Origin of the sequence: Wenyingzhuangia marina, assembly GCF_900130035.1 — a bacterium.
GTDB lineage: Bacteria > Bacteroidota > Bacteroidia > Flavobacteriales > Flavobacteriaceae > Wenyingzhuangia > Wenyingzhuangia marina.
Genome location: NZ_FQXQ01000003.1, coordinates 479,879 through 505,242, shown reverse-complemented (window position 1 = coordinate 505,242; position 25,364 = coordinate 479,879). Strand labels below are relative to the sequence as shown.

General features: G+C 30.2%; 26 protein-coding genes and 1 pseudogene. 17 read left to right on the top strand and 10 right to left on the bottom strand.

The genetic code is table 11. The features are described 5' to 3' along the window. Window positions 1-4 precede the first annotated feature (4 nt). Entirely contained in the window at window positions 5-367 is a 363-nt protein-coding gene (locus BUB70_RS09120) for a DUF1304 domain-containing protein (protein ID WP_073120748.1), read from the top strand. A gap of 2 nt (window positions 368-369) precedes the next feature. On the opposite strand, the gene BUB70_RS09115 is transcribed toward BUB70_RS09120, so the two are convergent. Further along, the gene (locus BUB70_RS09115) at window positions 370-837 is read right to left on the bottom strand and encodes a tRNA (cytidine(34)-2'-O)-methyltransferase (RefSeq protein WP_073120746.1); all 468 of its coding nucleotides are present in this window, start codon (window positions 835-837) and stop codon (window positions 370-372) included. A gap of 129 nt (window positions 838-966) precedes the next feature. On the opposite strand from BUB70_RS09115, the gene BUB70_RS09110 reads away from it, so the two are divergent. From BUB70_RS09110 to BUB70_RS09100, 3 genes and pseudogenes are all read left to right on the top strand, one after another. Then, window positions 967-1,164, top strand: a complete 198-nt coding sequence (locus BUB70_RS09110) for a hypothetical protein (RefSeq protein WP_073120744.1) — start codon at window positions 967-969, stop codon at window positions 1,162-1,164. A 188-nt stretch (window positions 1,165-1,352) separates the two neighbouring features. After that, window positions 1,353-1,676 carry a hypothetical protein gene (locus tag BUB70_RS09105; RefSeq protein WP_234950298.1) on the top strand — a complete coding sequence of 108 codons (324 nt, stop codon included), beginning with the start codon at window positions 1,353-1,355 and terminating at the stop codon, window positions 1,674-1,676. Between the two features lie 220 nt (window positions 1,677-1,896). Then, window positions 1,897-2,601: pseudogene (locus BUB70_RS09100) on the top strand (HAEPLYID family protein); the annotation flags it as partial. Between the two features lie 70 nt (window positions 2,602-2,671). Here BUB70_RS09100 and secA read toward each other — a convergent pair. The 4 genes from secA to BUB70_RS09080 form a co-directional block, all read right to left on the bottom strand. Next, window positions 2,672-6,028 (bottom strand): preprotein translocase subunit SecA, encoded by a 3,357-nt coding sequence (gene secA / locus BUB70_RS09095; protein WP_073120740.1) that lies wholly within the window; start codon window positions 6,026-6,028, stop codon window positions 2,672-2,674. A gap of 81 nt (window positions 6,029-6,109) precedes the next feature. After that, complete coding sequence (locus tag BUB70_RS09090) at window positions 6,110-6,331, bottom strand: DUF2795 domain-containing protein (RefSeq protein ID WP_068825177.1); 222 nt, start codon at window positions 6,329-6,331, stop codon at window positions 6,110-6,112. Window positions 6,332-6,408: 77 nt separating this feature from the next. Continuing rightward, the gene (locus tag BUB70_RS09085) at window positions 6,409-6,984 is read right to left on the bottom strand and encodes a cob(I)yrinic acid a,c-diamide adenosyltransferase (RefSeq protein ID WP_073120738.1); all 576 of its coding nucleotides are present in this window, start codon (window positions 6,982-6,984) and stop codon (window positions 6,409-6,411) included. 2 nt (window positions 6,985-6,986) lie between these two features. After that, window positions 6,987-7,754, bottom strand: coding sequence for an O-methyltransferase (locus BUB70_RS09080; protein ID WP_084730236.1), 768 nt, complete (start codon window positions 7,752-7,754; stop codon window positions 6,987-6,989). 97 nt (window positions 7,755-7,851) lie between these two features. On the opposite strand from BUB70_RS09080, the gene BUB70_RS09075 reads away from it, so the two are divergent. From BUB70_RS09075 to BUB70_RS09065, 3 genes are read left to right on the top strand one after another with little or no spacing between them, the layout of a single operon-like run. Next, window positions 7,852-8,631: a polysaccharide biosynthesis/export family protein gene (locus tag BUB70_RS09075; protein ID WP_073120735.1), complete on the top strand. Its 780-nt coding sequence runs from the start codon at window positions 7,852-7,854 to the stop codon at window positions 8,629-8,631. 9 nt (window positions 8,632-8,640) lie between these two features. Beyond that, on the top strand, window positions 8,641-11,115 hold the full coding sequence (locus tag BUB70_RS09070) for an exopolysaccharide transport family protein (RefSeq protein WP_073120734.1): 2,475 nt from the start codon (window positions 8,641-8,643) through the stop codon (window positions 11,113-11,115). Continuing rightward, window positions 11,115-11,408, top strand: a complete 294-nt coding sequence (locus BUB70_RS09065; protein ID WP_073120732.1) for an FtsB family cell division protein — start codon at window positions 11,115-11,117, stop codon at window positions 11,406-11,408. Before BUB70_RS09070 ends, BUB70_RS09065 begins: the two co-directional genes overlap by 1 nt. A 58-nt stretch (window positions 11,409-11,466) precedes the next feature. Here BUB70_RS09065 and BUB70_RS09060 read toward each other — a convergent pair whose 3' ends face one another. Beyond that, window positions 11,467-12,636: a THUMP domain-containing class I SAM-dependent RNA methyltransferase gene (locus BUB70_RS09060; protein ID WP_073120730.1), complete on the bottom strand. Its 1,170-nt coding sequence runs from the start codon at window positions 12,634-12,636 to the stop codon at window positions 11,467-11,469. Between the two features lie 105 nt (window positions 12,637-12,741). Here BUB70_RS09060 and BUB70_RS09055 point away from each other — a divergent pair, with 105 nt between their 5' ends. The 5 genes from BUB70_RS09055 (at window position 12,742) to BUB70_RS09035 (ending at window position 16,342) form a co-directional block, all read left to right on the top strand. Then, a complete protein-coding gene (locus BUB70_RS09055) occupies window positions 12,742-13,473 on the top strand; it encodes a class I SAM-dependent methyltransferase (protein WP_073120729.1) in 732 nt (243 codons plus the stop codon). Then, window positions 13,470-14,171: a ZIP family metal transporter gene (locus BUB70_RS09050; protein WP_073120727.1), complete on the top strand. Its 702-nt coding sequence runs from the start codon at window positions 13,470-13,472 to the stop codon at window positions 14,169-14,171. The genes BUB70_RS09055 and BUB70_RS09050 overlap by 4 nt, the downstream gene beginning before the upstream one ends. Before the next feature lie 147 nt (window positions 14,172-14,318). Then, complete coding sequence (locus BUB70_RS09045; RefSeq protein WP_143155276.1) at window positions 14,319-15,515, top strand: porin family protein; 1,197 nt, start codon at window positions 14,319-14,321, stop codon at window positions 15,513-15,515. Then, window positions 15,512-15,898 carry a hypothetical protein gene (locus tag BUB70_RS09040; RefSeq protein WP_073120724.1) on the top strand — a complete coding sequence of 129 codons (387 nt, stop codon included), beginning with the start codon at window positions 15,512-15,514 and terminating at the stop codon, window positions 15,896-15,898. The genes BUB70_RS09045 and BUB70_RS09040 overlap by 4 nt, the downstream gene beginning before the upstream one ends. A 30-nt stretch (window positions 15,899-15,928) precedes the next feature. Continuing rightward, window positions 15,929-16,342: a group III truncated hemoglobin gene (locus BUB70_RS09035; RefSeq protein ID WP_073120723.1), complete on the top strand. Its 414-nt coding sequence runs from the start codon at window positions 15,929-15,931 to the stop codon at window positions 16,340-16,342. Between the two features lie 27 nt (window positions 16,343-16,369). Here BUB70_RS09035 and BUB70_RS09030 read toward each other — a convergent pair whose 3' ends face one another. Next, window positions 16,370-17,917, bottom strand: a complete 1,548-nt coding sequence (locus BUB70_RS09030; protein ID WP_073120721.1) for an SDR family NAD(P)-dependent oxidoreductase — start codon at window positions 17,915-17,917, stop codon at window positions 16,370-16,372. Between the two features lie 66 nt (window positions 17,918-17,983). Further along, window positions 17,984-19,048, bottom strand: a complete 1,065-nt coding sequence (locus BUB70_RS09025) for a CNNM domain-containing protein (RefSeq protein WP_308691364.1) — start codon at window positions 19,046-19,048, stop codon at window positions 17,984-17,986. Window positions 19,049-19,206: 158 nt separating this feature from the next. Between BUB70_RS09025 and msrB the strand changes: the two genes are divergently transcribed. From msrB to BUB70_RS09005, 4 genes are read left to right on the top strand one after another with little or no spacing between them, the layout of a single operon-like run. Continuing rightward, the gene (gene msrB, locus BUB70_RS09020) at window positions 19,207-19,647 is read left to right on the top strand and encodes a peptide-methionine (R)-S-oxide reductase MsrB (protein ID WP_073120718.1); all 441 of its coding nucleotides are present in this window, start codon (window positions 19,207-19,209) and stop codon (window positions 19,645-19,647) included. Continuing rightward, a complete protein-coding gene (gene msrA, locus BUB70_RS09015) occupies window positions 19,648-20,187 on the top strand; it encodes a peptide-methionine (S)-S-oxide reductase MsrA (protein WP_073120717.1) in 540 nt (179 codons plus the stop codon). Window positions 20,188-20,190: 3 nt separating this feature from the next. Next, window positions 20,191-20,460: a GNAT family N-acetyltransferase gene (locus tag BUB70_RS09010; RefSeq protein WP_073120715.1), complete on the top strand. Its 270-nt coding sequence runs from the start codon at window positions 20,191-20,193 to the stop codon at window positions 20,458-20,460. 10 nt (window positions 20,461-20,470) lie between these two features. After that, window positions 20,471-22,012, top strand: coding sequence for a protein adenylyltransferase SelO (locus BUB70_RS09005; RefSeq protein ID WP_073120943.1), 1,542 nt, complete (start codon window positions 20,471-20,473; stop codon window positions 22,010-22,012). A gap of 46 nt (window positions 22,013-22,058) precedes the next feature. On the opposite strand, the gene BUB70_RS09000 is transcribed toward BUB70_RS09005, so the two are convergent. Next, the gene (locus BUB70_RS09000) at window positions 22,059-22,658 is read right to left on the bottom strand and encodes a nitroreductase family protein (protein ID WP_073120714.1); all 600 of its coding nucleotides are present in this window, start codon (window positions 22,656-22,658) and stop codon (window positions 22,059-22,061) included. Between the two features lie 186 nt (window positions 22,659-22,844). On the opposite strand from BUB70_RS09000, the gene BUB70_RS08995 reads away from it, so the two are divergent. Then, entirely contained in the window at window positions 22,845-23,771 is a 927-nt protein-coding gene (locus BUB70_RS08995) for an aldo/keto reductase (RefSeq protein ID WP_073120713.1), read from the top strand. Between the two features lie 52 nt (window positions 23,772-23,823). Here the strand turns inward: BUB70_RS08995 and BUB70_RS08990 are convergent, their stop codons facing one another. Next, window positions 23,824-25,269, bottom strand: coding sequence for a DUF3360 family protein (locus BUB70_RS08990; protein ID WP_073120711.1), 1,446 nt, complete (start codon window positions 25,267-25,269; stop codon window positions 23,824-23,826). Between the last annotated feature and the right edge of the window lie 95 nt (window positions 25,270-25,364).

The following is a 25,364-nucleotide window of genomic DNA, read 5'->3' as shown; positions in this document are numbered from 1 at the left end:
TTACATGGAAATTGTTTCAAAAATATTAATTCTTTTAGTCGCTATAGAACATATATACATTATGTATTTTGAAATGTTTGCTTGGGAAACCATTGGAAAAAAAACTTTTAAAACCTTACCCGAAAATCTATTTACTCCAACCAAAGGATTGGCAGCCAATCAAGGGTTGTACAATGGTTTTTTAGCTGCAGGACTCATTTGGTCTTTATTTATTGGCTACACTGAATGGTCTACCAATATTAGTATTTTCTTTTTAGGCTGTGTAATAGTTGCGGGTGTTTATGGAGCCATTTCTGCCAGTAAAAATATATTTATAACACAAGCACTTCCTGCAATTATAGCTGTGATTTTTGTTTTTCTTAAATAAAACTATAAATCAAATTGCCTTAAGCACTCCCCTATTACCATCGCTACAGCATTTCCTAGATTAAAACTTCTAATAGGTCCAGGAAATGGAATAGTTCTTAGTTGATTTGTATATTTTTCTTGAATTTTGGCTGATAAACCTTCCGCTTCTTTTCCAAATAATAACCAATCTCCTTCTTTAAATTTGGTTTGATAAATAGATTTATCCGCTCTTGCAGATAACAAAAACATTCGTTCTTGATCTTTTATCAACCCTAATAAATCGTCAAAAGATTCATGAATAGTAATATCTAAATCTTTCCAATAATCTAAGCCTGCTCTTTTTACTCTTGTATCTGTAATTTCAAAACCTAAAGGCTTAACCAAATGTAATTTTGCATTACACCCCACACAAAGTCTTCCAATATTTCCAGTATTATTAGGTATTTGTGGATGTACCAATACAATATTTAAAGAAGTATTTTTACTCAATGGATTCTCTTTTTAGAAGTCGCAAAACTAAACATTTTTATGATTGATATAATCAATAGATTGAACTATTAAGTACGTATTATTTTTATATATTAATGACTTGAAACAAATATTAAAAAGAAGTTCAAAATGAAATTAGAAGATTTAGAGGGAAAAATGATAGATGCAAAACAAAGTATGATTACTTTACAAGTGATGAACTATGTGGATAATCAGTTAATACTTAAAATTTTATCAGATAAATTTGATGTTAATTTATCTGATTATAAAGAATTAGAAAAAAAATGGCAAGAAGAAGCTTTGGATCTTTTAAGCACAAGAGATTAATTTAAATACTTAAAAAAGACATTTTTTTTTTCAAAACGGTACAATCGTTGTTTGTTTGTTCAAATGAATTTAAATTATACACAAAAATTCATCATCAAACATTTAAAATTCCTTAGTTTTAATTCGTGATTGGTAAATTAAGAAATAACAAATTTCTAAAATTCATATGTGGCTTTACAGGTCTCTATATGCTTAATATTAGTATTGATACTACTGACCCTAATCCCAATTATATTCCTGAAGATTTATCATTTAACGACCAAGAAAGCATTATTGAAATTGTTCTTGAAAAAGTACTAGGTTATGAAGATGCTATAGAGGAATATGATGATAATGATACCGAAAACTATACAACGAAAAGTAGTCTAAAAATAGATTTTATTGTATACACTAATAATGCAACTTCTCTAGAAAAGTCATTTTTTAATTTATGCAGACAAAAATTTATAGATGATAAGTCTTTTCTAACAAGTGCCTATCTTGAATTAAAAAATCCTCCACCCAAATTTTGATTTTTTTTACAAAAAAAAGTTCCTATCATATTTAATGATGGGATTATTTATCATGCAAAAAAATCAAAAAAATGAATTTCAAAAAAGGAATTACGCTAACAATCTTATTAGCACAATCCACCTATGTAACCGCTCAAAACAGCAATCTTAATAACATTCAAAAAACAAAGTAGACGATTCTAAAAAACCAGACAAAGTATTACACGCCGAACCTTTATACGTTGACTTAATACGTGATTTGGGAGCTAGAAAAGGAGAAAGAGAATGGAATTTAGGTCTAGGAATGACTGATAATCTAAATTTTGATTCATATGAAGCTTTGGTAGAGTATGAATGGGCACCTATTGACAGATTAGGTTTTGAAGTTGAACTTCCATTTACCCTATACTCCCCAACGAACAATCAAAATGCTAATACTCCATCAAACCAATTAAACAGTATAAAAATTGCTACGCAGTGGTCTTTCTTCGTTAATAAATCAATAGCTACTTCTATGGCTATCGGTTATATTAATGAGTTTGAATTATCTGACTTTAAAAATTTTGGAAAGCCCTTTATAAAAGGAAATGTATACAATCCTTTTTTTGTAATTGCAAAAAGATGGGGACAAGATTTTCACTCTTTGATATATACCGGACCTATGATTGAACAAGATTTTGAGTCCAATGAGTTTCATACGAACTATAAAATCAACTCTAGTTTTCACTATATGATTCCAAATACTAAAAACTTTATAGGAGTTGAATTTAATAAAGTAGTTCACAACCATGATTTTGATATGACCATAAGACCACAAATGCGCTTAGGAATTGTTGATAATTTAATGATTGGTATTGTAGCGGGAATTCCTATTAAGAAAGAAAATGAAAGATTAAGCTCTTTTGTAAGACTCATTTGGGAACCCAAACAAAAACCTATTCATTAATATATAATTATAAACAAAAAACCTGTAGAAATTTATCTACAGGTTTTTTATCTTATTTACAAAATTTGACTTATGCCAAGCCCGTAAGTACCCATTTACCAGTTTCTAATAAAGGAATGGCTTGTTTAAACTTGGTTTCTTTTTTCTCACCAGTTTGCACATTTTGAATCACTACTTTATCATTTCTACCAATTTTTGGTTGTTCTCTCACCATCGTTTCAGGTCTAGCCTGCTCTGGTGATTGAGAATTTTGAATCGCTTGTCTGTTTGCTGCCTCAGATGAGTTTAAAACTTCTTGTTTAGAAATTTGAACATTTTGCTGTACTCTTTGTTCTTTTGCTTCAGAAATTTGTTGATTGCTCTCTGGTAACTCTCCTTTAAACAAGAAAGACAATACTTCTTTGTTTATTTTGTCTAACATCTTTTTAAACAATTCAAAAGCTTCAAACTTATAAATTAACAAAGGATCTTTTTGCTCGTATGATGCATTTTGTACCGATTGTTTTAAATCATCCATTTTACGTAAATGATCTTTCCATTCGTCATCAATAATAGCTAAGGTGATGTTTTTCTCAAAATCAGAAATTAGCTCAGCTCCTTGAGATTCATATGATTTTTTCAAATCAGTAACCACTCTTAACGTTTTTGTACCATCGCTAAAAGGAACTACAATACGCTCGTATCTATCTCCCTCGTTTTCAAATACATTTTTAATAATTGGATAAGCTGAATTGGCATTTCTAGCCATTTTATCCATATAGTGTTTCATCACTATATCATATAACTTATCTGACAATTCCTGTGGTTGTGTGTTCTCAAATTCTTCTTGAGTAAAAGGAGAACTCATAGAAGTATTTAAAATCAACTCAAACTCAAAATTCTTAAAATCGTTGGTTAATTTATTATCATCAACAATGGTAGCACAAGCATCATAAATCATGTTGGCAATGTCTACTTGTAAACGTTTTCCATCTAAAGCATGACGTCTACGTTTGTAAACCACCTCACGTTGAGAATTCATAATATCATCATACTCTAACAAACGTTTACGAATACCAAAGTTGTTTTCTTCCACTTTTTTCTGAGCTCTTTCAATAGACTTGGTAATCATAGAGTGTTGAATAACTTCTCCTTCTTCTAAGCCCATTCTATCCATCATTTTGGCAATTCTATCAGAACCAAACAAACGCATTAAGTTATCTTCTAAAGATACATAGAATTGAGAAGAACCAACATCTCCTTGACGACCTGCACGACCACGTAACTGACGGTCTACACGACGAGAATCATGACGCTCTGTACCTATAATTGCCAAACCTCCGGCTGCTTTTACTTCGTCAGACAATTTAATATCCGTACCACGACCAGCCATGTTGGTTGCAATGGTTACAATTCCAGGTTTCCCTGCTTCTGCAACAATATCTGCTTCTTTTTTATGCAATTTTGCATTTAATACATTGTGCTTAATTTTTCTGATAGATAACATTCTACCTAATAACTCAGAAATTTCTACAGAAGTAGTACCAACCAAAACAGGTCTTCCGGCAGCAACTAATTTTACAATATCTTCTATAACCGCATTGTATTTTTCACGCTGCGTTTTGTAAATCAAATCTTCTTTATCTTGTCTAGCAATTGGTTTGTTGGTTGGAACTACAACCACGTCTAATTCATAAATTTGCCAAAATTCTCCTGCTTCTGTAATGGCAGTACCTGTCATACCAGACAGTTTGCGATACATTCTAAAGTAATTCTGTAAAGTTACAGTTGCATAGGTTTGAGAGGCCGCTTCAATCTTCACGTCTTCTTTTGCCTCAATAGCTTGGTGTAAACCATCAGAGTAACGACGACCTTCCATGATACGTCCTGTTTGCTCATCAACAATTTTCACTTTGTTGTCCATGACTACATATTCTGTATCTTTTTCGAACAAAGTATAAGCTTTTAACAACTGGTTTAATGTGTGAATTCTTTCACTCTTGATGCTAAAATCTCTGTATAATTCTTCTTTTTGAGCTATTTTTTCTTCATCGGATAATTCTTGTTTTTCAAGTTCTCCAATTTTTACCCCAATATCTGGTAATACAAAAAAGTCTCCTCCATCTTCTCCAGATAAGGTAGCAATTCCTTTTTCTGTTAATTCAATAGAATTGTTTTTTTCTTCAATAACAAAGTATAATTCTTTATCTACAGCAGGCATTTCTTTGTTGTTATCTGCCATGTAGTGATTCTCCGTTTTTTGTAACAACTGCTTAATTCCTTCTTGAGATAAGAATTTAATCAATGCTTTGTTTTTAGGCAAACCTCTGTACACTCTTAATAATTGAAAAGCACCTTCTTTGGTATCTCCTTCTTTGATTAATTTTTTAGCATTTGCCAAAACTCCAACCAAATATTGACTTTGTAATTTAACAATATCAGCAACCTTAGGCTTTAACTCATTAAATTCATGTCTGTCTCCATCTTGAACTTGACCCGAAACAATTAATGGCGTACGAGCATCATCAATTAAAACTGAATCTACCTCATCTACAATAGCATAATTTGGTTTACGTTGTACCAAATCTTCCATGGTACTAGCCATGTTATCACGTAAATAATCAAAACCAAATTCATTATTGGTTCCGTAAGTGATATCTGCATTGTATGCTGCTCTTCTTTCTGGGGAATTAGATCTGTGATTATCAATACAATCAATCGTTAATCCGTGGAATTGAAATAAAGGTGCCATCCATGCACTATCACGTTTTGCTAAGTAATCATTTACCGTTACAACGTGTACTCCTTTTCCTGATAAGGCATTTAAATATATAGGTAAAGTTGCAACCAATGTTTTACCTTCTCCTGTCATCATCTCAGCAATTTTACCTTGATGTAATACAGAACCACCAATTAACTGAACATCGTAATGAACCATGTTCCAAGTAACTTGTGTACCAGAAGCATCCCAAGAGTTATACCAGATAGCTTTATCCTCTCCAACCAATTCTACATATGCATTATTTGCTGATAATTCTCTATCATATGCATTTGCAGTAACTTCTATCTGAGAATTTTCTGTAAATCTTCTTGCTGTTTCTTTTATTACCGCAAAAGCTTCGGCTTGAATTTGATTTAATACTTTTTCAGAAGCTTCGTAAGCCTGATCTTGTAAAACATCTATTTGATTATAAATAGCTTCTTTTTCATCAATAGCAGCCGATTTTGCTTTTTCTTCTAAAGCAGTTATTTCTTCTTCTATAGATTTTGTCTCTTTTGCTATTAAATCTTTAAACTCAACTGTTTTTGCCCTTAATTCATCAATAGTTAATTTTTTAAAAGCTTCTTCAAAAGCTCTTACCTCGCTAACAATTGGTTGTAATAATTTTAAATCTTTTTGTTGCTTGTCTCCAACAAATACTTTTAACACTGAGTCTAATATGCCCATCATTTATTGTTTTATGTTTCAAAAATAAATAAAAAAAAAGCCTCTAATGAGACTTTTTCTTTATTTAATATTCAAATATTTTTAATATTCTTCCTCGTTCCAAAGATAATCTTCTTCAGTAGGATAATCTGGCCAAATTTCTACAATATCATCGTAGATTTCACCTTCATCCTCTAAACTTTGTAAATTTTCTACAACTTCTAATGGAGCTCCTGTTCTAATTGCAAAATCTATCAATTCATCTTTTGAAGCTGGCCAAGGTGCATCTGCTAAATAATTAGCTAATTCTAAAGTCCAATACATTTTTTATCAAATTATAATTATTGCAAAAATAATTTTTTAATTAAAAAAGTCAAGTTTTTTTTAGTCTTTTAAAGAACTTATTTATTTTTTGATGGAATCCACTTGGTTTCAACCACCTGTAACTGTTTGGACAACATTCGTGCCAACACAAATAAATAGTCTGATAGTCTATTTAAATATTGAAGTACACCTAAATTGACAGTCTCCTCTGCTTGTAACAAAACACAGGCACGCTCTGCTCTACGACATATTGTGCGAGCTATGTGACAATGTGACACCATACTATTTCCTCCTGGTAAAATAAAATGTGTCATAGGTTCTAATTGGCTATCTAAAGCGTCTATTTCTTTTTCTAAAATTGCTACCTCATTTTTACCAAAAACATCTAATTTCAACCTACTTTTACCATTTTTTAGTGTTTCGCTCTCTTCTGGAGTCGCTAAAAAAGCTCCAACCACAAATAATTCTTGCTGAATATTGATCAAAAAAGTTTTGTGATGTTGGTCAATTTCTTGATCTCTTAACAATCCAATATATGAATTTAACTCATCTACCGTTCCGTAAGCATCAATTCTAATATGTGCTTTGGAAACTCTTTTTCCTCCAAATAAAGAGGTTTCTCCTGCATCACCAGTTTTTGTATAAATCTTCATTATTAAAATCTAATTTTAAAATGTTCTTTTTCTTGTTCTTTTCTAAAAAAAACCAATCCCCATTTAAATAAATCTACCGTAACTTTTACTTCAGGATGATTTTTAATTTCTTTCCAAGCTTCTTCCATTTCATCGGACCAATAAATATCATCAAAAATAAAAACAGAATCGTTATGTTTAGTTTTTAAACATTCTTCAAAATATTTTAAAGTCGCTTCTTTTTGATGATTTCCATCAAAGTAAATTAAATCGTATTTTTTAACCGATAACAAGGGTAACACATCTGAAAAGTCACCACAATAAGTAGTAATTTGATCTTGAAGTTTGTAATTTTTGAATTGTTTTTGAGCTATCTCTAAAATTTTATCACAACCTTCAATAGTATCAACCTTAATATTTATATTATTAAAACATAAAGAAGCCGTTCCCAAACCTACAGAAGTACCAAGTTCTAGTGCATAATTTATATTTAGATGATGAACAAGTCTATTTAATAACAATGCATATTTTTTTGAAACACTTACCTTGCTAACCAAATCGGATACTTTTCTTTTATTGTCTTTAAAAACCTTAGAACCAGCACCAAAATCGGTTATAGTGATTTCTGTATGGTTATTTTCAAGTACTTTTTTATAGTACTCAAATTCATTTAAAATTGAAAAAGAAGATTTTTTGTAAATGCACTGAGTAACCAAACTATAAATAAAAGGAGAATGTACTCCATGTTGATTGGTTGCTTTTAATAAAAATTTTATGTATTTTTTAATCATATATCGCAATAAAACAGGCGTAAAAGTAAAGCAAATTAAAATTAGATACTCAAATTTATAGTTTTATATTTGTGGTTAGAGCCATTATTTTAGTTAAATGAAAAAACTCCTTATTGCCTTTTTATCTTTAAGTTTTTTAATTTCTTGTGTTAGTAACAAAAGAACAACCTATTTACAAGGAAGTACTTCTGATGAAATTTACAACTTGCAACACAAAACTTTTAAAACTCAAGTAAATGATATCCTTATTATTAAAGTATCTTCTGAGAATCAAGAATTAACAGCTTTTTTTAATTCTTTAGCCAATAGCGGACAACAAACTAATGGAGGGATTAATATAAATCCTTATTTATCTGGTTATAGAATAGATTCGCATGGAAACATAAGACTTCCCTATATTGGAGAAATGAATGTTCTTGGATTCTCAATTGATGAAATTAGAGTTAATATTGAAAAAGAATTGGCTAAATATATTCAAAACACAAATAGTTTTTTTGTTGAAGTAAAATATGCTGGAATTAAATATACTATTCTAGGACAAATAGGAAAACCTGGAACCAATTATTTAATGCAATACGAAGCCAATATTATTGATGCCATAGCAAATTCTGGAGACATTACAGAATACGGGAACAGAACCAATGTAGAAGTTATTAGACAAGAAGAAGGTGGATTAAAAAAATATGAAATTGATCTTACTGATATCAACACTTTTAATTCTGAAGTTTTTTTAATTAAAAACAATGATATTATCAATGTTAAACCTATTAAACAAAAACCTATTGGCGTGGGGACTACTGGTTTAAGTGTATTCAATACTATTTTGTCTACATTTACAGTGGCAGTAACTACATTTTTATTCATTAATTCATTATAAAACAAGTTAATGTCTACAAAGAACATAAAAGATCTTACCAAGGAATTTGGATCCATTGATATCAAAAGTTATTTACTTAAAGTTTTTAGTTATTGGAAACTGTTTGTTTTATCTGTTGTGATATCATTAGCATTTGCTAAGTACAAAAATATGATGGGTACAGATACTTACAAAATTAATAGTTTAATTACTATTGATGAAAAATCGAACCCAATGCTATCTAGCAGCACCAATATTTCTTTTAATTGGGGTGGAGCAAGTAATATGGTAGAATCTGTAAAAGCAGATTTTAAATCTAGAACCCATAACGAAAAAGTTGTTTCTGAATTACAGTTTTACATTAATTACTTAAAAAAAGAAAAGATACTTTTAGAAACAAGATATAAGGATGTTTATGGATACACTCCTTTTGTAATTAAAATAAATAATCCTAAAAGCTATCAAGTTCAAGGAAATAAAATTCAATTGGTTTTTACCGATGAAAAAACGGTAGAGATTTCTTTAGACTTAAAGGATCAGGAAACTAGTCTTAATTTATACAACTATACAGATCACACTTCTAAATCTATTGATTTAAATACTGAAAATTTCACTAAATCTTTTGATATTACAAAAAGTATTATCACTCCTTTTTGTGAATTTGATCTCCATTTGGTTGATAAACCAACATTAAACACCCCATATTATATTAGTTTTGGTTCTTTTAATGCAACTGTTGCCAATTATAAAAATATTGACATCAGCACAGCTGTAATGGGAACATCATTACTTAATTTAAGCTTACAAGGAGCAAACAAAAAACGTTTGATTGATTACATTAATAAAACTATATACGTTCTTGAAAAAGCTGAAAAAGAAACAAAAATTGAATATGCAGTAAAAACCAAAAAATTTATTGATTCTTTATTTTATGTAGAATCAGATAAATTAAAAGAACTAGAAAATCAATTGATTAATTTTAAATCTAGAAATGCTGTAAATTTATCTAATGAAGGAGAACAAGCTTATCAAGAAATTTTAAATTATACCAATCAACAAAAAGAAATAAAAAACAACACTGAGTTATTGTTAAGACTTAAAAACAATGAACTTACAAACGATGTTGATATTAAAAATATTCCTTTAGCAGAATTAGGAGATGTGGGATTACAAACCAATATTACAGAGTTAATTAACTTCTTATTATTAAAACAAAAACTATTATCTAACCATATATATCCTACACATCCTGAGTTTATTGAATTAGAAAATAAAATTAAACTCTCTAAACAAAATATAAAAAGTAGAATTGATGCTTTGATTGAATACAATGCTTTTAAAGCTCGTAAAGTAACCGAAGAATTAGACAATATTAAAACTTCTATTAAAGATTTACCTCTTAAAGAATATCAGTTAATTCAGTTAGAAAAAAATTATACTGTTTCTGAAAGCAACTACAGTCTTTTAAAACAAAAAAGTTACGATGCTGGAGCAGCCATTGCTGCAAACTCATCAAGTATTAAAATTATTGACAACGCAAAAGATATTGGCCAAGGACCATTGGCTAAAAAATCATCATTTAATTATGTTGTTGCTATTTTATTAGCCATTATATTACCATTAATTTTTATTACGATTATAGAAGCGCTAGACGATAACATATACACAGTAGACCAATTAGAACGATTATACCATATTCCTGTTCTGGGAGTTATAGGTAAAAATAATGATAATTCTAACTTAGTATTGTTTAACAACCCCAAATCAGCAGTCTCTGAATCATATAGAGCTTTAAGATCTAATATTCCATATTTATTTCACAAAGAAGATTTAAAAAAACCTAACAAAACCATTTTATGTACTTCTTCCATAAGTGGTGAAGGAAAAACTGTGACCTCCATGAACATTGCATGTTCTTTTGCAATGAGTGGTAAAAAAACCATTCTTTTAGGATTTGATTTAAGAAAACCTAAAATCCACAAAGACTTCCATTTAGAAAATGACTATGGATTGGTAGATTATATAATTGGGCAACAATCTTTAGAGCTAGTAACACAAAAAACCGAGATAGAAAATCTTGAGATAATTGCCACAGGAACCATTCCTCCTAACCCATCTGAATTAATTTTAAGTGATGCAACTAAAGATTTATTCGAAATATTAAAAAGGAAATATGATTATATTATTATAGACACGCCTCCTATTGGTTTGGTATCCGATGCTTTAGATTTAATGGATTTTGCAGATGCAAATATTTACGTAACCAGACAAGGATACACTAAGAAAGGAATGATGAAAATGATTGATCAAAAATATACAAACAATGAAGTACAGAACATTGCTTTTATTATTAATGATTTTGCTCAAACCTCTAAATATGGATACAGGTATGGTTATGGATATGGTTATGGATATGGATCTTACTCATATGGACATCATACCGATGACAGCATGTCATTAAGAACCCGTATTAAAAATATTATCAAACCTAAAAAGGGGATATAATGAAGCTTAATTTAAAAAACAAAAAAATAATTGGACCAATTGTTATTATCACTTTTATTATTTGGATGCTATTTTTTGACTCAAACTCTTATTTGTATCAACTAGAATATAACAGAGAAATTAACAAATTAGAAAAATCTATCGATTTTTATAAATCAGAAATTAAAAAGAATAGAAAAACAATAGAAGAACATGCTGTGCAAAAAAACATTAATAATTATGCACGTGAAAAATATCATTACAAAAAAGACGATGAGTATTTATATCTAATTGAATACGATACCATAGATTAAAAAAAGAGCTTTCTGAAAATTCACAGAAAGCTCTTTTTTTTGTAGTAGATTTTAACCCCTAATAATCGTTCTTTTTCGCTTTTTTACTTCCTTCGTAAATTTCGTATTTCACAAACTTACAGTCTAAATCACTGTTTTTAATAGCAATCCTTCTACTTGTTTTTAATCCTACATGTTTTAATGCTTCAATATCTGAAGTAATAAACCAAGCACTAGAATTATGATAATGATGCTTTAAAGTATCTCCTATGCTTTTGTAGAAACCTTCAATATTATCTAACTTTAAACGCTCCCCGTAAGGTGGGTTAAACAAAATAGTAGTGGGTCCAAATACTTCTTTTTTAGAATTAAAAAAGTTAATATGATGTACTCCTATAAACTCTTCTAAATTGGCACTAGCAATGTTTTCATTCGCTTTTCTTACTGCTGATGGGGCTTTGTCAAATCCCATAATTTTACATTTAGGATCTCTAATTTTTTTGATTAAAGAATCTTGAATGGCAAAAAACAAATTTTCATCATAATCTTTCCATTTTTCAAAAGCAAATTCTTTTCTATTAATGTTTGCCGGAATGTTACAAGCAACCATAGCTGCCTCTATTAAAATAGTAGCAGAACCACACATAGGATCTATAAAATTTTCTTCTCCATCATATCCAGACAACAAAACCAAACCTGCAGCCAACACTTCGTTTATTGGAGCCAAGTTGGTGTTCATTCTATACCCTCTTTTGTGTAAAGAATCTCCAGAACTATCTAAAGAAACCGTACAAAATCCATATCTATCAATATGTACATTTACCTTTAAATCTGGATGTTTGATGTCAACATCAGGTCTTGCATCATGTTTTGCCATAAAATAATCAGCAATGGCATCTTTGGTTTTTAAAGCCAAATAATGAGTATTACTAGTAATTCCACTATACTGATTGGTTCCTTTGGTAGCAAAAGTTCCATGAACATCTAAATATTTTTCCCAACGAATTTTTAATAAATTCTTATATAAATCGTCTTCGTTCTTTACTTTAAACTTAATAATAGGTTTTAAAATTCTAATGGCCGTTCTTAAATACAAATTTGCTTTGTACATAAATCCCTCATCACCAACAAACTCTACCATTCTAACTCCAGCTTTTACATCCTGAGCTCCCAATTGCTTTAACTCATTGCTTAAAACTTCTTCTAGACCTTGTAAGGTAATGGCTACCATTTTAAAATTAACTCCCATGTACTTATATATTTTTAGACTACAAAAGTAATTGTTTGTAATGTCTTTTGAATAAAACTACTAAAGAATAAATTAACTAAATTTGAGGTTCAATTAAAAAAGTACATGGAAAACACTAAAACTTGGTTTAGCGAATGGTTTAACACTCGCTATTATCATATTTTATATAAAAACAGAAACAACGATGAAGCCAAAGTATTTATGCAAAACTTGGTTTCATTTTTAAAACTCCCTAAAAACAATTCAATTTTAGATTTAGCTTGTGGAAAAGGAAGACATTCAATCTTTTTAAACACACTTGGTTATCCTGTTATCGGTGCAGATTTATCGGAAAATAGTATTGATTACGCCAATCAGTTTGCCAATAGTACCTTAAAATTTATTGTTCAAGACATGCGTAAACCTTTTTCTATAAAGGTAGATGCAGTTTTTAATATGTTTACCAGTTTTGGTTATTTTGATGACGACAATGACGATATTAAAGTTTTGCAGAATATTGAAACTTGTTTAAACAAAGATGGTGTTGCAGTTATTGATTATATGAATGTAAAAAAAGTAATTAAAAACCTTGTAAATGCTGAAGTAATTGAACGTGATGACATTGAGTTTCGTATTAAAAGACACCTAACTGATGGTTTTATTACCAAAGAAATAAATTTGACTGAAGACGGTGAAGAACTCTATTTTCAAGAACGTGTAAAAGCTATTGATTTAGACAAATTCAAACACTATTCTAAGCAAGCCAATTTAAAAATTAAACATATCTTTGGAGACTATCAATTATCAGAATTTGATATCGAAAATTCTGATAGACTTATACTTATTTTAACAAAATGATCTACGTTTATTTAATTGCTTCTGTATTAGTAAGTGTATTATTTGTAAGCATTAGTCACCCAAATAAAAAGTTTATCCAGTTACTACTATCTTTTAGTGGTGCGTATTTACTATCTATGACTATCAGCCATTTGTTACCTGAAGCTTTTGGTATTTTAGATCATGACCATGGACATTCAGAAACCATAAACTCTAAAATGATAGGAGTTTTTATTCTGATTGGAATTATCATTCAACTAGTTTTAGAATCTTTTTCTAAAGGAGCAGAACACGGGCACGTACATATTCACGATGCTAAAAAACAATTTCCTTGGATGTTGTTTATAAGTTTGTGTCTTCATGCATTCTCCGAAGGAATTCCCTTAGGATATGCTAATAATCAGTCTTTTTTATGGGCCATTGTAATTCATAAAGTTCCTGTAGGAATTGTATTGACTTCATTCTTTTTAAAACATGAGTACGATTTAAAAAAGGTTGTTTTCTTCATGACTACCTTTGCTTTAATGAGTCCTTTAGGAAGTTTTTTAGCTTCTAAAATTCTTTTTTTTCAAGATTACCAACATCAAATCACCGCATTAATCATAGGTATTTTCTTACATATTTCTACTGTAATTCTTTTTGAAAGTTCCGAAAATCATAAATTTAGTTACCCTAAATTTATTGCCATTTTATTAGGAATGGCTGTTGCTTTATATTAAAAAACTATTGAATCGCTTTTTTAAAGCATTTTTTTTACTTTTATATAAAAATGTTAAAACTACACTTTTGAGTTGTTTTATTCTTTTTCTGAAAATTTAAACAGAATTAGAGACTTAGATAATAGTTTGACTATTTTAACATATGCTATGAAAAAAAAACTTATGATTACTTTGACAATGGTTATGCTCTTATGTGTAAAATCATTTGGTCAAAAATCTTTCAAAGACGGGTACATTATCACCCTTAAAAAGGATACTATTTATGGTAAAGTAAAGTATCGTCCAGATTCGAAAAATTATGTTTCCTGTTTATTCAAAAAAGGAAATGATACTAAAGAATATTTCCCTAATGAAATATATGAATTTGGATATAACAACTATAAAGCCTATCGATCTAGAATTGCTGTTGGTGAATTTGCAGAATATTTAGTCAAGGGACACACTAGCCTTTACAAATCAAGAGAAATGTTTCACTTACAAAAAAATGATGAAATTTTTGATTTAAAATCAGAAATAATGAATGTTGAAGTAAATCGTTTGATTGGAAAAGTTAGTGTTCGAAACAACCGATGGAAAGGAATTGTTTCCTATTTCATTAGTGATTGCTTAACCAATGCTAGTGAAATAATTGTAAATTTAAAATACAACGAAAAAGATTTAACTAATTTAATTATTCAGTACAATAAATGTAAAGGAAGTAATTACAAAGAGTTTAAATCTAATTTAAAATGGAATATTATTGAGTATGGAGCTATCGTTGGAATCAAAAAATCATATATCAAAGCACGTAATAAATCCAGTAAGTATTCATATATTAAAGACAATTCAATATCCCCAACTTTTGGATTATTAATATCTATTAAATCTCCTAGAATTTCTCAAAAAATGTCATATCAAGGAGAATTACTTTTTTCAAAATCTAGTTATTCATCAAACAATACAGATTATAAATATGGAAATCTTAAAAACTATGATTCTTATATAGATTTAACAACTTTATCAATACCAATATCTTTTAAATATGCTTTTTCAAAAAGACCTTCTAGTTTATATTTTCAAGGAGGTTCAAATATTGATTATCATATTAAATACAACGTAGTTAATTATGAAGATACTGTAAACAATAATAATATTGTTTACAGTATGAACAATAATAATGATTTTGAAATTAATAAAATTCAAATAGGCCTTTTAGCTGGACTAGGATTTCACAAGAGCTTTAATAACTTTAATGCAGAGATTTCTCTTCGTTATATTCATCAACTTAACAACTTAGAGACTCCAAAAAAATTTAGAGGTCAAAAAAACAGCTTTTCAATTAACTTAATTCTATTAAAAAAATGATAAAAATATTAAAATCCATAGCTTTATTATTTGCTTTTATTATATCTATTAAGTGTACCAAGGAAGAAGTTTTTGTTAGAGAGTACCCAAGAGTAAGAACCTTGTCTATTAGTGAGAGTTCAGGTGAATACTATTTTAATGCTGATTTCTTAACAAGGGGAGATAGTGAAATAACTAATTATGGTTTTGTATGGGGTACAAAAGAAAATCCAATTACAGAAACAGACAGCGTAATCAATTATACTGGAAATATTAAAAATATTACGTTTAGTGCAAAAATACCTGAAGAACTTAAAAAAGCTAAAAAATACAATGTAAGATCTTTTGTTATTACTAATGATTATAAAGTTTATGGAACTAATATTACATTTATCAATCCTTAGATAATTAATCTAATAGTATATCTTTATCGTATGAAAACAGATATCCAAAATAGAAAAGATGTTAACATATTGGTTTGTTCTTTTTACGATGAGATTAGGAAAGATGATCTTTTAGGTCCTATTTTCAACAAAATGATTCCGAATGAAGATTGGCCAGCACACTTAGAAAAATTGACTGACTTTTGGGAAACAAATTTATTTGGAGTTGCTAAATTTAAAGGCAACCCTACCCAAAAACATTTGTTGACCGATGCTGCCTTTAATCATATGATTACTCAAAAACATTTTGATCACTGGTTAAGTATCTGGAAAAAAACTATTGATAACTTATACGAAGGTGATTTGGCTACTAGAGCCCAAATGGCAGCATACAGTATTGCACATATTCAAAATATTGTCATCAATAGAAATAAACCAGCAAACAAAAAAGAGCAACTAAATTAGTAGCCTTTTTTGTTCGTATTGAATATCCTACCAGTCAATAGGTTTATAATCTTTTAAGAATTTTCCACACCAATGTTTTCCTGTATTAATTCCATCAAATAACGGATCTATCACTCTGGCAGCACCATCTACTATATCTAATGGAGGCTGAAAATCATGTAGCTCTTCTTTCTTTTTAGACAATTCTACAGGATCTTCATCAGTTACCCAACCTGTATCTACTGCATTCATATAAATTCCATGTTTGGCAAATGTAGAAGCAGAAGTATGTGTTAACATATTTAAAGCAGCCTTTGCCATATTGGTGTGCGGATGTCTGTCTTCTTTTTTAAATCGATAAAATTTCCCTTCCATAGCAGACACGTTGATGATATGTTTTTTACCCGTATTTTCTTTTTTCATAAATTCTCCCAAACGGTTGATCAATACAAAAGGAGCCACAGAATTCACCAACTGAACTTCTACCATTTCAGTGGTTTCTATCTCTCCAATTTTTAATCGCCAACTGTTAGTTTTTCTTAAATCTACTTGTTGTAAATCTGCATCTAGTTCTCCTTCTGGAAAAACCTCACTTGTAGTTAATGAATTATCAAAACTATAGGGTATTTGAGATAATTTAGCTGAAGCCCTTAACCCAATCCCAGGTTGTTCTCCATGCCAACTTACAGGAGCATTCTTATTGGTTGCTACCACACTACTACTTAACAAATTCAATTCTTCTAAACAACTGTAGTGATCACTCAACAATTCTTGAGCATTCACTGGTAAAGCAGACAAAGGCTTTTCTTCATTCTCCATCATATGAGTATAAAAACCAGCAGGTCTACGTACCGTTTGCGCAGCATTGTTAATTAAAATATCTAATCGATCGTATTTTTGTTCTATGTAATTACAGAAAATTTCTACACTTGGAATATGTCTTAAATCTAAACCGTGAATTTTTAGACGATGTCCCCATTCGTGAAAATCTGCTTCCTTAGCAAAACGAATGGCTGAATCTGCAGGGAAACGAGTAGTAGCAATTACAGTAGCTCCAGATCGTAACATCATTAAGGTAATATGATATCCTATTTTTAAACGAGAACCAGTCATAATTGCAACTTGACCAGTTAAGTCTGCTTCTTGAAAACGTTTAGCATAGTTAAAATCACCACATTCTGTACACATGCTATCATAAAAATGATGCAATTTGGTGTACAAAGTCTTACAGACATAACAGTTTCTTGGCGACTCTAATTCAGGAATATCATCTTTTTTAACCTCTGTAAAAGTCAACATTTTTGGAGCTTCAAATACCGCTGCTTCTCTTGCAGAACGAATTCCCGTTTCTTTACGTGCGTGTTTTTCTCTTTCGCGTTGTTTACGTTTGGCTGCTTTTTTTGCATCTTTCCTTCTCCTATCCTGCTCTTCTTTGGTAGGTCTACTTAACAAACCTGCAACTTTCATTAAAGTTACACGTTGCTCTTCAGGCATTTCAAAAAGTTGATTGGTATCATTCAACAAAGATTCCAATGTATGGATACATTGTTTTACTTCTTTATCGTTTATTGAATTTTGTTTAGAATCTTCTGACATTTTAACTATAAAAATAAGATGCAAATATACTATATGATATGTTATATTTTACTATTTCACAAAAAGTTAAACATCATTTTTATCTGCATCATCAGAAGAAATTTCTTTATTCAATTTATATAGAAGCTTGTATTTAGCTTGACGAGTTTTCCATCGTTCTCTTGCAAATTTTTGCATGTCTGTAATAGTGTCTTTTTCATCCATTATTTCTAAACCTAAAAGTGTTTCAATCACATCTTCCATGGTTACAATTCCATCTAAACCACCATATTGATCCACTATTAAAGCAATATGTTCTTTCTTATCTAACAAATTTTCCCAAAGAGAAAACAAGACAATATCATTAGAAACCACATAAATATCTCTTTTAATATCTCTTAGTTTTAACTCATATTTGTTTTCGGCTAACTTTTCAAAAACCTCTTGTCTAAAAACATAACCTGTAATATTTTCCTCGTTTTCTGAATACACAGGAATTCTAGAAAACTTTAAATAATCTTTACTCTTTAAAAAATCATTTAGCGATAAATTTTCATCTGCCACCACAGCCACCACTCTTGGTGTCATAATTTCAATCACTTTTACATTTTTTAACCTTAAAATATTGTGAATGATTTTATGTTCTTTTTCAGAAAAAACACCTTCATCAGCTCCAATACTAGCAAGTGCTGCAATCTCTTCTCTACTTGTTGTTTGTTCTTTTTTATCAGATGAAAATAATTTTGTGATTACTGCAGACATCAATACCAAGGGATATGTTAAAAAAACCATTCCGGACATGGTATGTAAAGAAATCACAGCCAATTGTCTCCAATATTTAGCTCCTAAAGTTTTTGGAATAATTTCAGTAAAAATTAGAATTAGAATGGTTAGTATTGCTGATATAATACCAAAAGAGGCTTCTCCATAAATTTTTACTGCCTGTGCCCCAACACCAGCAGCTCCAATAGTATGAGCGACTGTGTTCATAGATAAAATTGCCGATAAAGGCTTGTCTATATTATTTTTATACTCCATAAAAGTAGCAGCCCAACTAGCTCCTTTGTCTTGTTTTACAATTAAAAAAGATTGTGGAATAGAAAGCAATACAGATTCAAGAATTGAGCACACAAATGATACAAATAGTGCCAAAAAAAGATACAAAAACAGTAAAACCATTCGTTTTTAAATTAAATATACAATATTATGAATAATTTAAATATCTATACATCAACTTTAAACCATTACTATTTTATCCTCGTAAGTTTTTACTTAGTTTTACTACTCATAATTAAAAATTAAAAAACCTTATGCTTACTTGGAAAGATATTGTCAATTTTACTGTAAACGGAAATCCATCTCCTGAAAAAAGAGTAGAAAAAACAGACGAAGAATGGAAAAAAGAATTAACACCAGATCAATTTAAAATTACTCGTATGTCTGGTACAGAAATCCCACATACTGGTGCTTTTTGTACTAGTTATGATGCTGGAATTTATAATTGTGTTTGTTGTGGTAATGAGTTATTTGACTCTACCATTAAATTTGATTCAGGTACAGGGTGGCCAAGTTTTACACAACCTATAAAAATCAATGCTATTAAGTATTTAAAAGACTTATCTGGAGGAAGAGATAGAGTTGAAATACAGTGTAACAATTGCGATAGTCATTTAGGACATGTTTTTCCTGATGGTCCAGAACCAAGTGGATTACGTTATTGTGTAAATTCAGAATCTTTAATCAAAAAATAAATGGCAAACATAGAACAAGCAACCTTAGGAGCAGGATGTTTTTGGTGTGTGGAATCTTTTTTTAACGAAGTTAAAGGAGTCATCAAAGCAATTTCAGGCTATAGTGGTGGGTCTGTTCCTGGAACTCCTACATACAAAGAAGTTTGTTCAGGTTTAACTGGACATGCTGAAGTGGTTAGAGTTGAATTTGATGCTGATATCATTTCTTATGAAGATATTTTATATCTATTTTTTACAGCACACAACCCGACTACTTTAAACAGACAAGGTGCAGATGTTGGTACTCAATATCGTTCCGTAATTTTTTATCATCATGAGGAACAAAAAATCATTGCCGAAAAAGTAACGAAAGAGGTTCAGCAATATTTTGAAGATCCTATTGTCACAGAAATTAGTCCGCTAATCAACTATTTTGATGCTGAAGATTATCATCAGAATTATTACAAACAAAACCCTAATGAAGGATATTGTGCCATGGTTATAGGACCAAAACTAAACAAGTTAAGAAAACTACATGCAGATAAATTAAAAGATTTTTAGTTTATGGAAATAGAACATCAGAAAGAAAAAAACAGATTTGTTTTAAACGTTGATGGAGATATTGCCATAGTAGAATACAACATCAAAAATGAGATAATGTATCTTACTTATTCTGAAGTTCCAAGTAATTTAAGAGGACAAGGTATTGGAAAAATATTGGTAGAAAAAACTTTTGAACAGCTAACCAAAGAAGGTTATAAAGCTGTAGCCATTTGTAGTTATGTAAAATTAATTGCAGAAAGAAGTAACAAATGGAAAGACATTATTTCCTAAAAAAAAGTACATGAAATTAAATATAGAAAATACCTTTACTAGTGAATTACCTGCGGATAGCAATCCTGAGAATTATACTCGTCAGGTAGAAAATGCTTGTTATTCATTGGCAAATCCCATTGCAACAAAAGCTTCAAAATTGTTGCATGTAAACAAAGAAGTAGCAAATAATTTAGGTTTTTCTAAAGATGATATCACTAGTAAGGAATTTGAAAATTTAATTACAGGAAACTATGTCTATCCAAATACAGAACCTTATGCCATGTGTTATGGAGGTCATCAATTTGGAAATTGGGCAGGTCAATTGGGTGATGGTAGAGCTATTAATTTATTTCAGGTAAAAACAAATAAATCTTATACGCTACAACTAAAAGGTGCAGGAAAAACTCCTTATTCTAGAACCGCAGATGGTTTGGCTGTGTTGCGTTCTTCTATTCGTGAATATTTATGTGCAGAGGCTATGTATCATTTAGGAGTTCCCACTACAAGATCATTGTCTTTAGCACTTTCTGGGGATGAAGTTTTAAGAGATGTTTTATACAACGGAAATCCTGCTTATGAACCTGGAGCCATTGTTTGTAGAGTTGCAGAAAGTTTTATCCGTTTTGGTAGTTTTCAAATATTTGCCTCTAGAAATGATAAAACGATCTTAGCTGCTTTGATGAATTATACTATTCGTCATCACTTTCCTCATTTAGAAGAAAACAATAAAGATGATTATGCTAAACTTTTTCAAGAAATAGTAAATGCTACTGTAAAAATGATTGTGCACTGGCAACGTGTTGGTTTTGTACACGGAGTTATGAATACTGATAACATGTCAGTTTTAGGTTTAACTATAGATTACGGACCTTATGGTTGGTTAGACAATTATGATCCTGATTGGACTCCTAATACAACAGACAGACAAAATAGAAGATACAGATATGGACAACAACCCAATATTGGTTTGTGGAATTTGTATCAACTAGCCAATACATTTTATACTTTGACAGAAGATGCAAAGTCTTTAGAAGAAGCTTTGAATAGTTATAAAACTCATTTTGAAGAACAAAATCTACAAATGATGTGTGCTAAAATTGGAATTCAAAATCCAAATAAACAGGATTATATTTTAATACAAGCATTAGAAACCAACTTAAAATTGATAGAAACAGACATGACAATTTTCTTCAGATTGTTAGCAACCGCCAATAAAATTGAAGATTGCATGGATGCTTTTTACATTCCCGAACAATTAGCAGGAGAAGTGTTAACAGAGTGGCAAGCTTGGTTTGGTCAATATCATACAAGATTAGAAATTGAAAAGATTTCTAAAGAAAATAGAATTCTAAAAATGAATGCTGTAAACCCAAAATATGTATTGCGTAATTACATGTCTCAACTAGCCATAGAAGCTGCCGAACAAGGAGATTATAGTTTGATTGATGAACTATATCAATTAATTCAAAAACCTTATGATGAGCAGCCTGAATATCAAAAATGGTTTGCCAAGAGACCCGATTGGGCAAAATCTAAAGTAGGATGTTCTATGTTGAGTTGTAGTTCCTAACATAAATTAAAAAAGGGCTTGATAAATTATCAAGCCCTTTTTTTTATCATATACTCTTTACCACTTCCTCTAAAGGTTTTCTACTTTTTGGCTTTTTCTCTAACTGATTAAAATCTTCAACATCTCTACCTCCTATAGCAACAGCTACCACAGTTTTATAATCTGTAAGCCCTAACACTTCATCAAACTTTTCTGTATCAATTCCTTCCATAGGTGTGGAGTCAATCTGCATATCGGCACAAGCACTTAAAAACACTCCTAAAGACAAATATACTTGTTTATCAAACCAATTTCTAATATTTGCCTCTCCTTTAGATTTTACAAAGTTGACATAATAACCAACAGCTCTTTCTGTTAAGTTTTCATTAATTTGCTTTTCAAACAATTCAATATTATCAATTTTACTAAATACTATTAAAGTATCACAATCTGTTACTTTTTGATGATTTGTTAAAGAGACTTCCGAAAGCTTTTGTTTCGTTTTTGCATCTCTTACAAAAGTAAATTTCCAAGGCTGACTATTAATAGAAGAAGGACTCATTCTTAAAATTTCTTTCAACTCCTCTATCTTTTCTATCGGTAGTTTCTTTGATGCATCGTATACTTTTGTTGTATAACGTTGTTGCATCGCTTTTATAAAACTCATATTTCTACTTTTAATTTGAGTTCAAAACTAAGTATAGTTTTCATCTTGTGCAATGATCACTAACAATACATTATTTCAATTAAAAATTAAAAATCACACTTAAATAAATACGTAAAAACTGTAATTTATACTATATTGAAAGTGGTTAAATTGTTGGATTAGATTTTACAAGAAATTGCAATAAAAATGACAAAAATCGGACTTGGACTGGCTGCATTAGGAAGACCAGAATACATAAATATTAGAGATAATAACAAAATAGATAAAAGTGAAGAAGCATTTAAAAACAATGCTTATGAAATGTTAGAAACAGCTTATCAATTAGGAATTAGGTACTTTGATACTGCTCCTTCGTATGGTAAAGGTGAACATTTTTTACATGAATGGCAAACTACTCAAAATCATCACGACACTACACTCGCTACCAAATGGGGATATACTTATGTTGCCAACTGGCAATTGGGGTTTAAAGGAGATCATGAAGTAAAAGAACACAGTATAGAAAAATTGATAGAGCAATGGGAAGTTTCTAAAAAAATGTTACCACATTTAAAAGTGTATCAAATACATTCAGCAACCATAGAAAGTGGTGTTTTGGAAAATGACAAGGTCTTAAAAAAACTAGCAGATATTAAAAGAAATACAGGATTATCAATTGGACTAACCACTAGTGGAACGCAACAAAGTGAAGTTCTAAATGAAGCTATGCAAATAAAAGTTAACGGTCAATTTTTGTTTGATGTTTTTCAGGTTACTTACAATGTTTTTGAACAAAGCACCTATAACATTTTAGTTGAACTCATCAAAAATGAAAAAAAAGTTATTATTAAAGAAGGCGTTGCCAATGGAAGAATATTTAACTACACTCCTTCTATTTTAAATGAATTGGCTACAAAATATAATGTCGGAATTGATGCAATTGCTTTGCGTTTTATTATTGACAGGCTAAATCCATCAGTAGTTTTAAGTGGAGCATTTTCTAAAAAACAATTAAAAGATAATTTAAAAGCCTTAGATTTTAAACTTACAAATAAAGAAATTCAAAAATTAACAAGAATAAAAAAAGAATCAAGTCATTACTGGAAAGCAAGAAAGTCTTTGATTTGGAGTTAAAAAAAGCCTCAATAAAAATTGAGACTTTTTTAATTTATTATCATTATATGATTTAAAGCAATCTAGGAATCCCTGGTAATTGACCTGCTAAGGCTAAAGAAACCACACAAACCACAAACATCACTCCTGGAATAACTAATTTTTCTTTCCAAGACATTCCTTTGGCTCTTTCTCTATCACCAATCAATCCCATGTTATCTAACAACATGGTTAAAGCCCATCCAAACACCGGATTTACAAAGGCACAAGCAAAAATACAAGTTCCAGCACTTACAGAATCTTTTTCCTTTTTTACCATTTGCATTCCCGCTTCTAATAAAGGTAAAAATACCCCTACAATTAATGCTACTCTTAATACAGGTTGCCACATGGCCAAATCCATTGGGTAACCAAAAACAGAGGCTAATACACAAAAAAGAGCGGTTAATACAGCTCCCCCCGGAATAGGTCTTTTTGCTATGGCTGCAGGAATCATATAAGTTCCCCAAGAAGAAGTAATATTTCCTCCTCCTAAAAATGAACCTATAATTTGTCTTACAGAAGCGATAGACATAGTATCATCAACATCCATTAATGCTTTTTCTGATCCTTTTGGATAATTAATTTCTTGAAAAACTCTATGTCCTAAAAAGTCTGGAGACCACATAGCCACAGCTAAAATAGCAAAAGGAATTACAGCAATATAATTTTCTACTGTTGGCCATCCCATTTGCCAACCTGTATTTTCTCCCCACCACCACATTGGATTCATATGTGGTAAACCAGGTGCTGTTGAAAACTCAAAATGAGCTCCCATAAAATAAGCTACTAACCCCGCTAAAGTAGAACATAAAGGAATCGCAATCCATCTTTTTCCTACTCTAGCCAAATATGCATAAATTAATATGGTCATTCCAATAATTACAAATGATATAGTGCTTTGTCCTGATGACGATGCCCAACCTTCTAACTTATCTATTTGACTAAGCAAACCCATAGCTCCTAAATAAATTAACAAACCACCACGCACACCAATTCCTGTCAAATTCATCAATTTAGATCCTCCTTTGGTAACGCTTAATATAATTCCAAAAACACCAATTAATATTCCAAGTGCTAAAGGATGTCCTCCTGCAGCAGCAATAATTGGAATTAAAGGAAGCATTGGTCCGTGTGTCCCTGATAAATTTGCATTAGGATTTAAAATTGCAGAGAAAATAATCACAAAAATCCCTCCAGCAATTAACAATTCATATCTAACATTTTCTGCGATAAATTCTGCTGACAAACCAAATTGAGCAGCAAAAGCTGCCACTACAGCTGTTACCATTACCACTTTTCCAATAGTCGCAGCCAATCCTGGAGCAATATCTTCTATTTCTATAGAATAATCCCTAAAAGGTAAATTGATTTTCCACTTTCTAAAATTTAAAATAGACAGTTCGTGTTCTAGATATTCTTTTCTGTTTTTAAATTCTGATGATTTTTTCCTTTTTTCCTTATAGGTTTTATGATCCATTATTAAAAGTTAAGTTTAATTAGTAAAAACCTAAAAATATATATTTTCTATTAACAATTCACACTACACAACCCTGTTTTATTAAAAAGTTATCA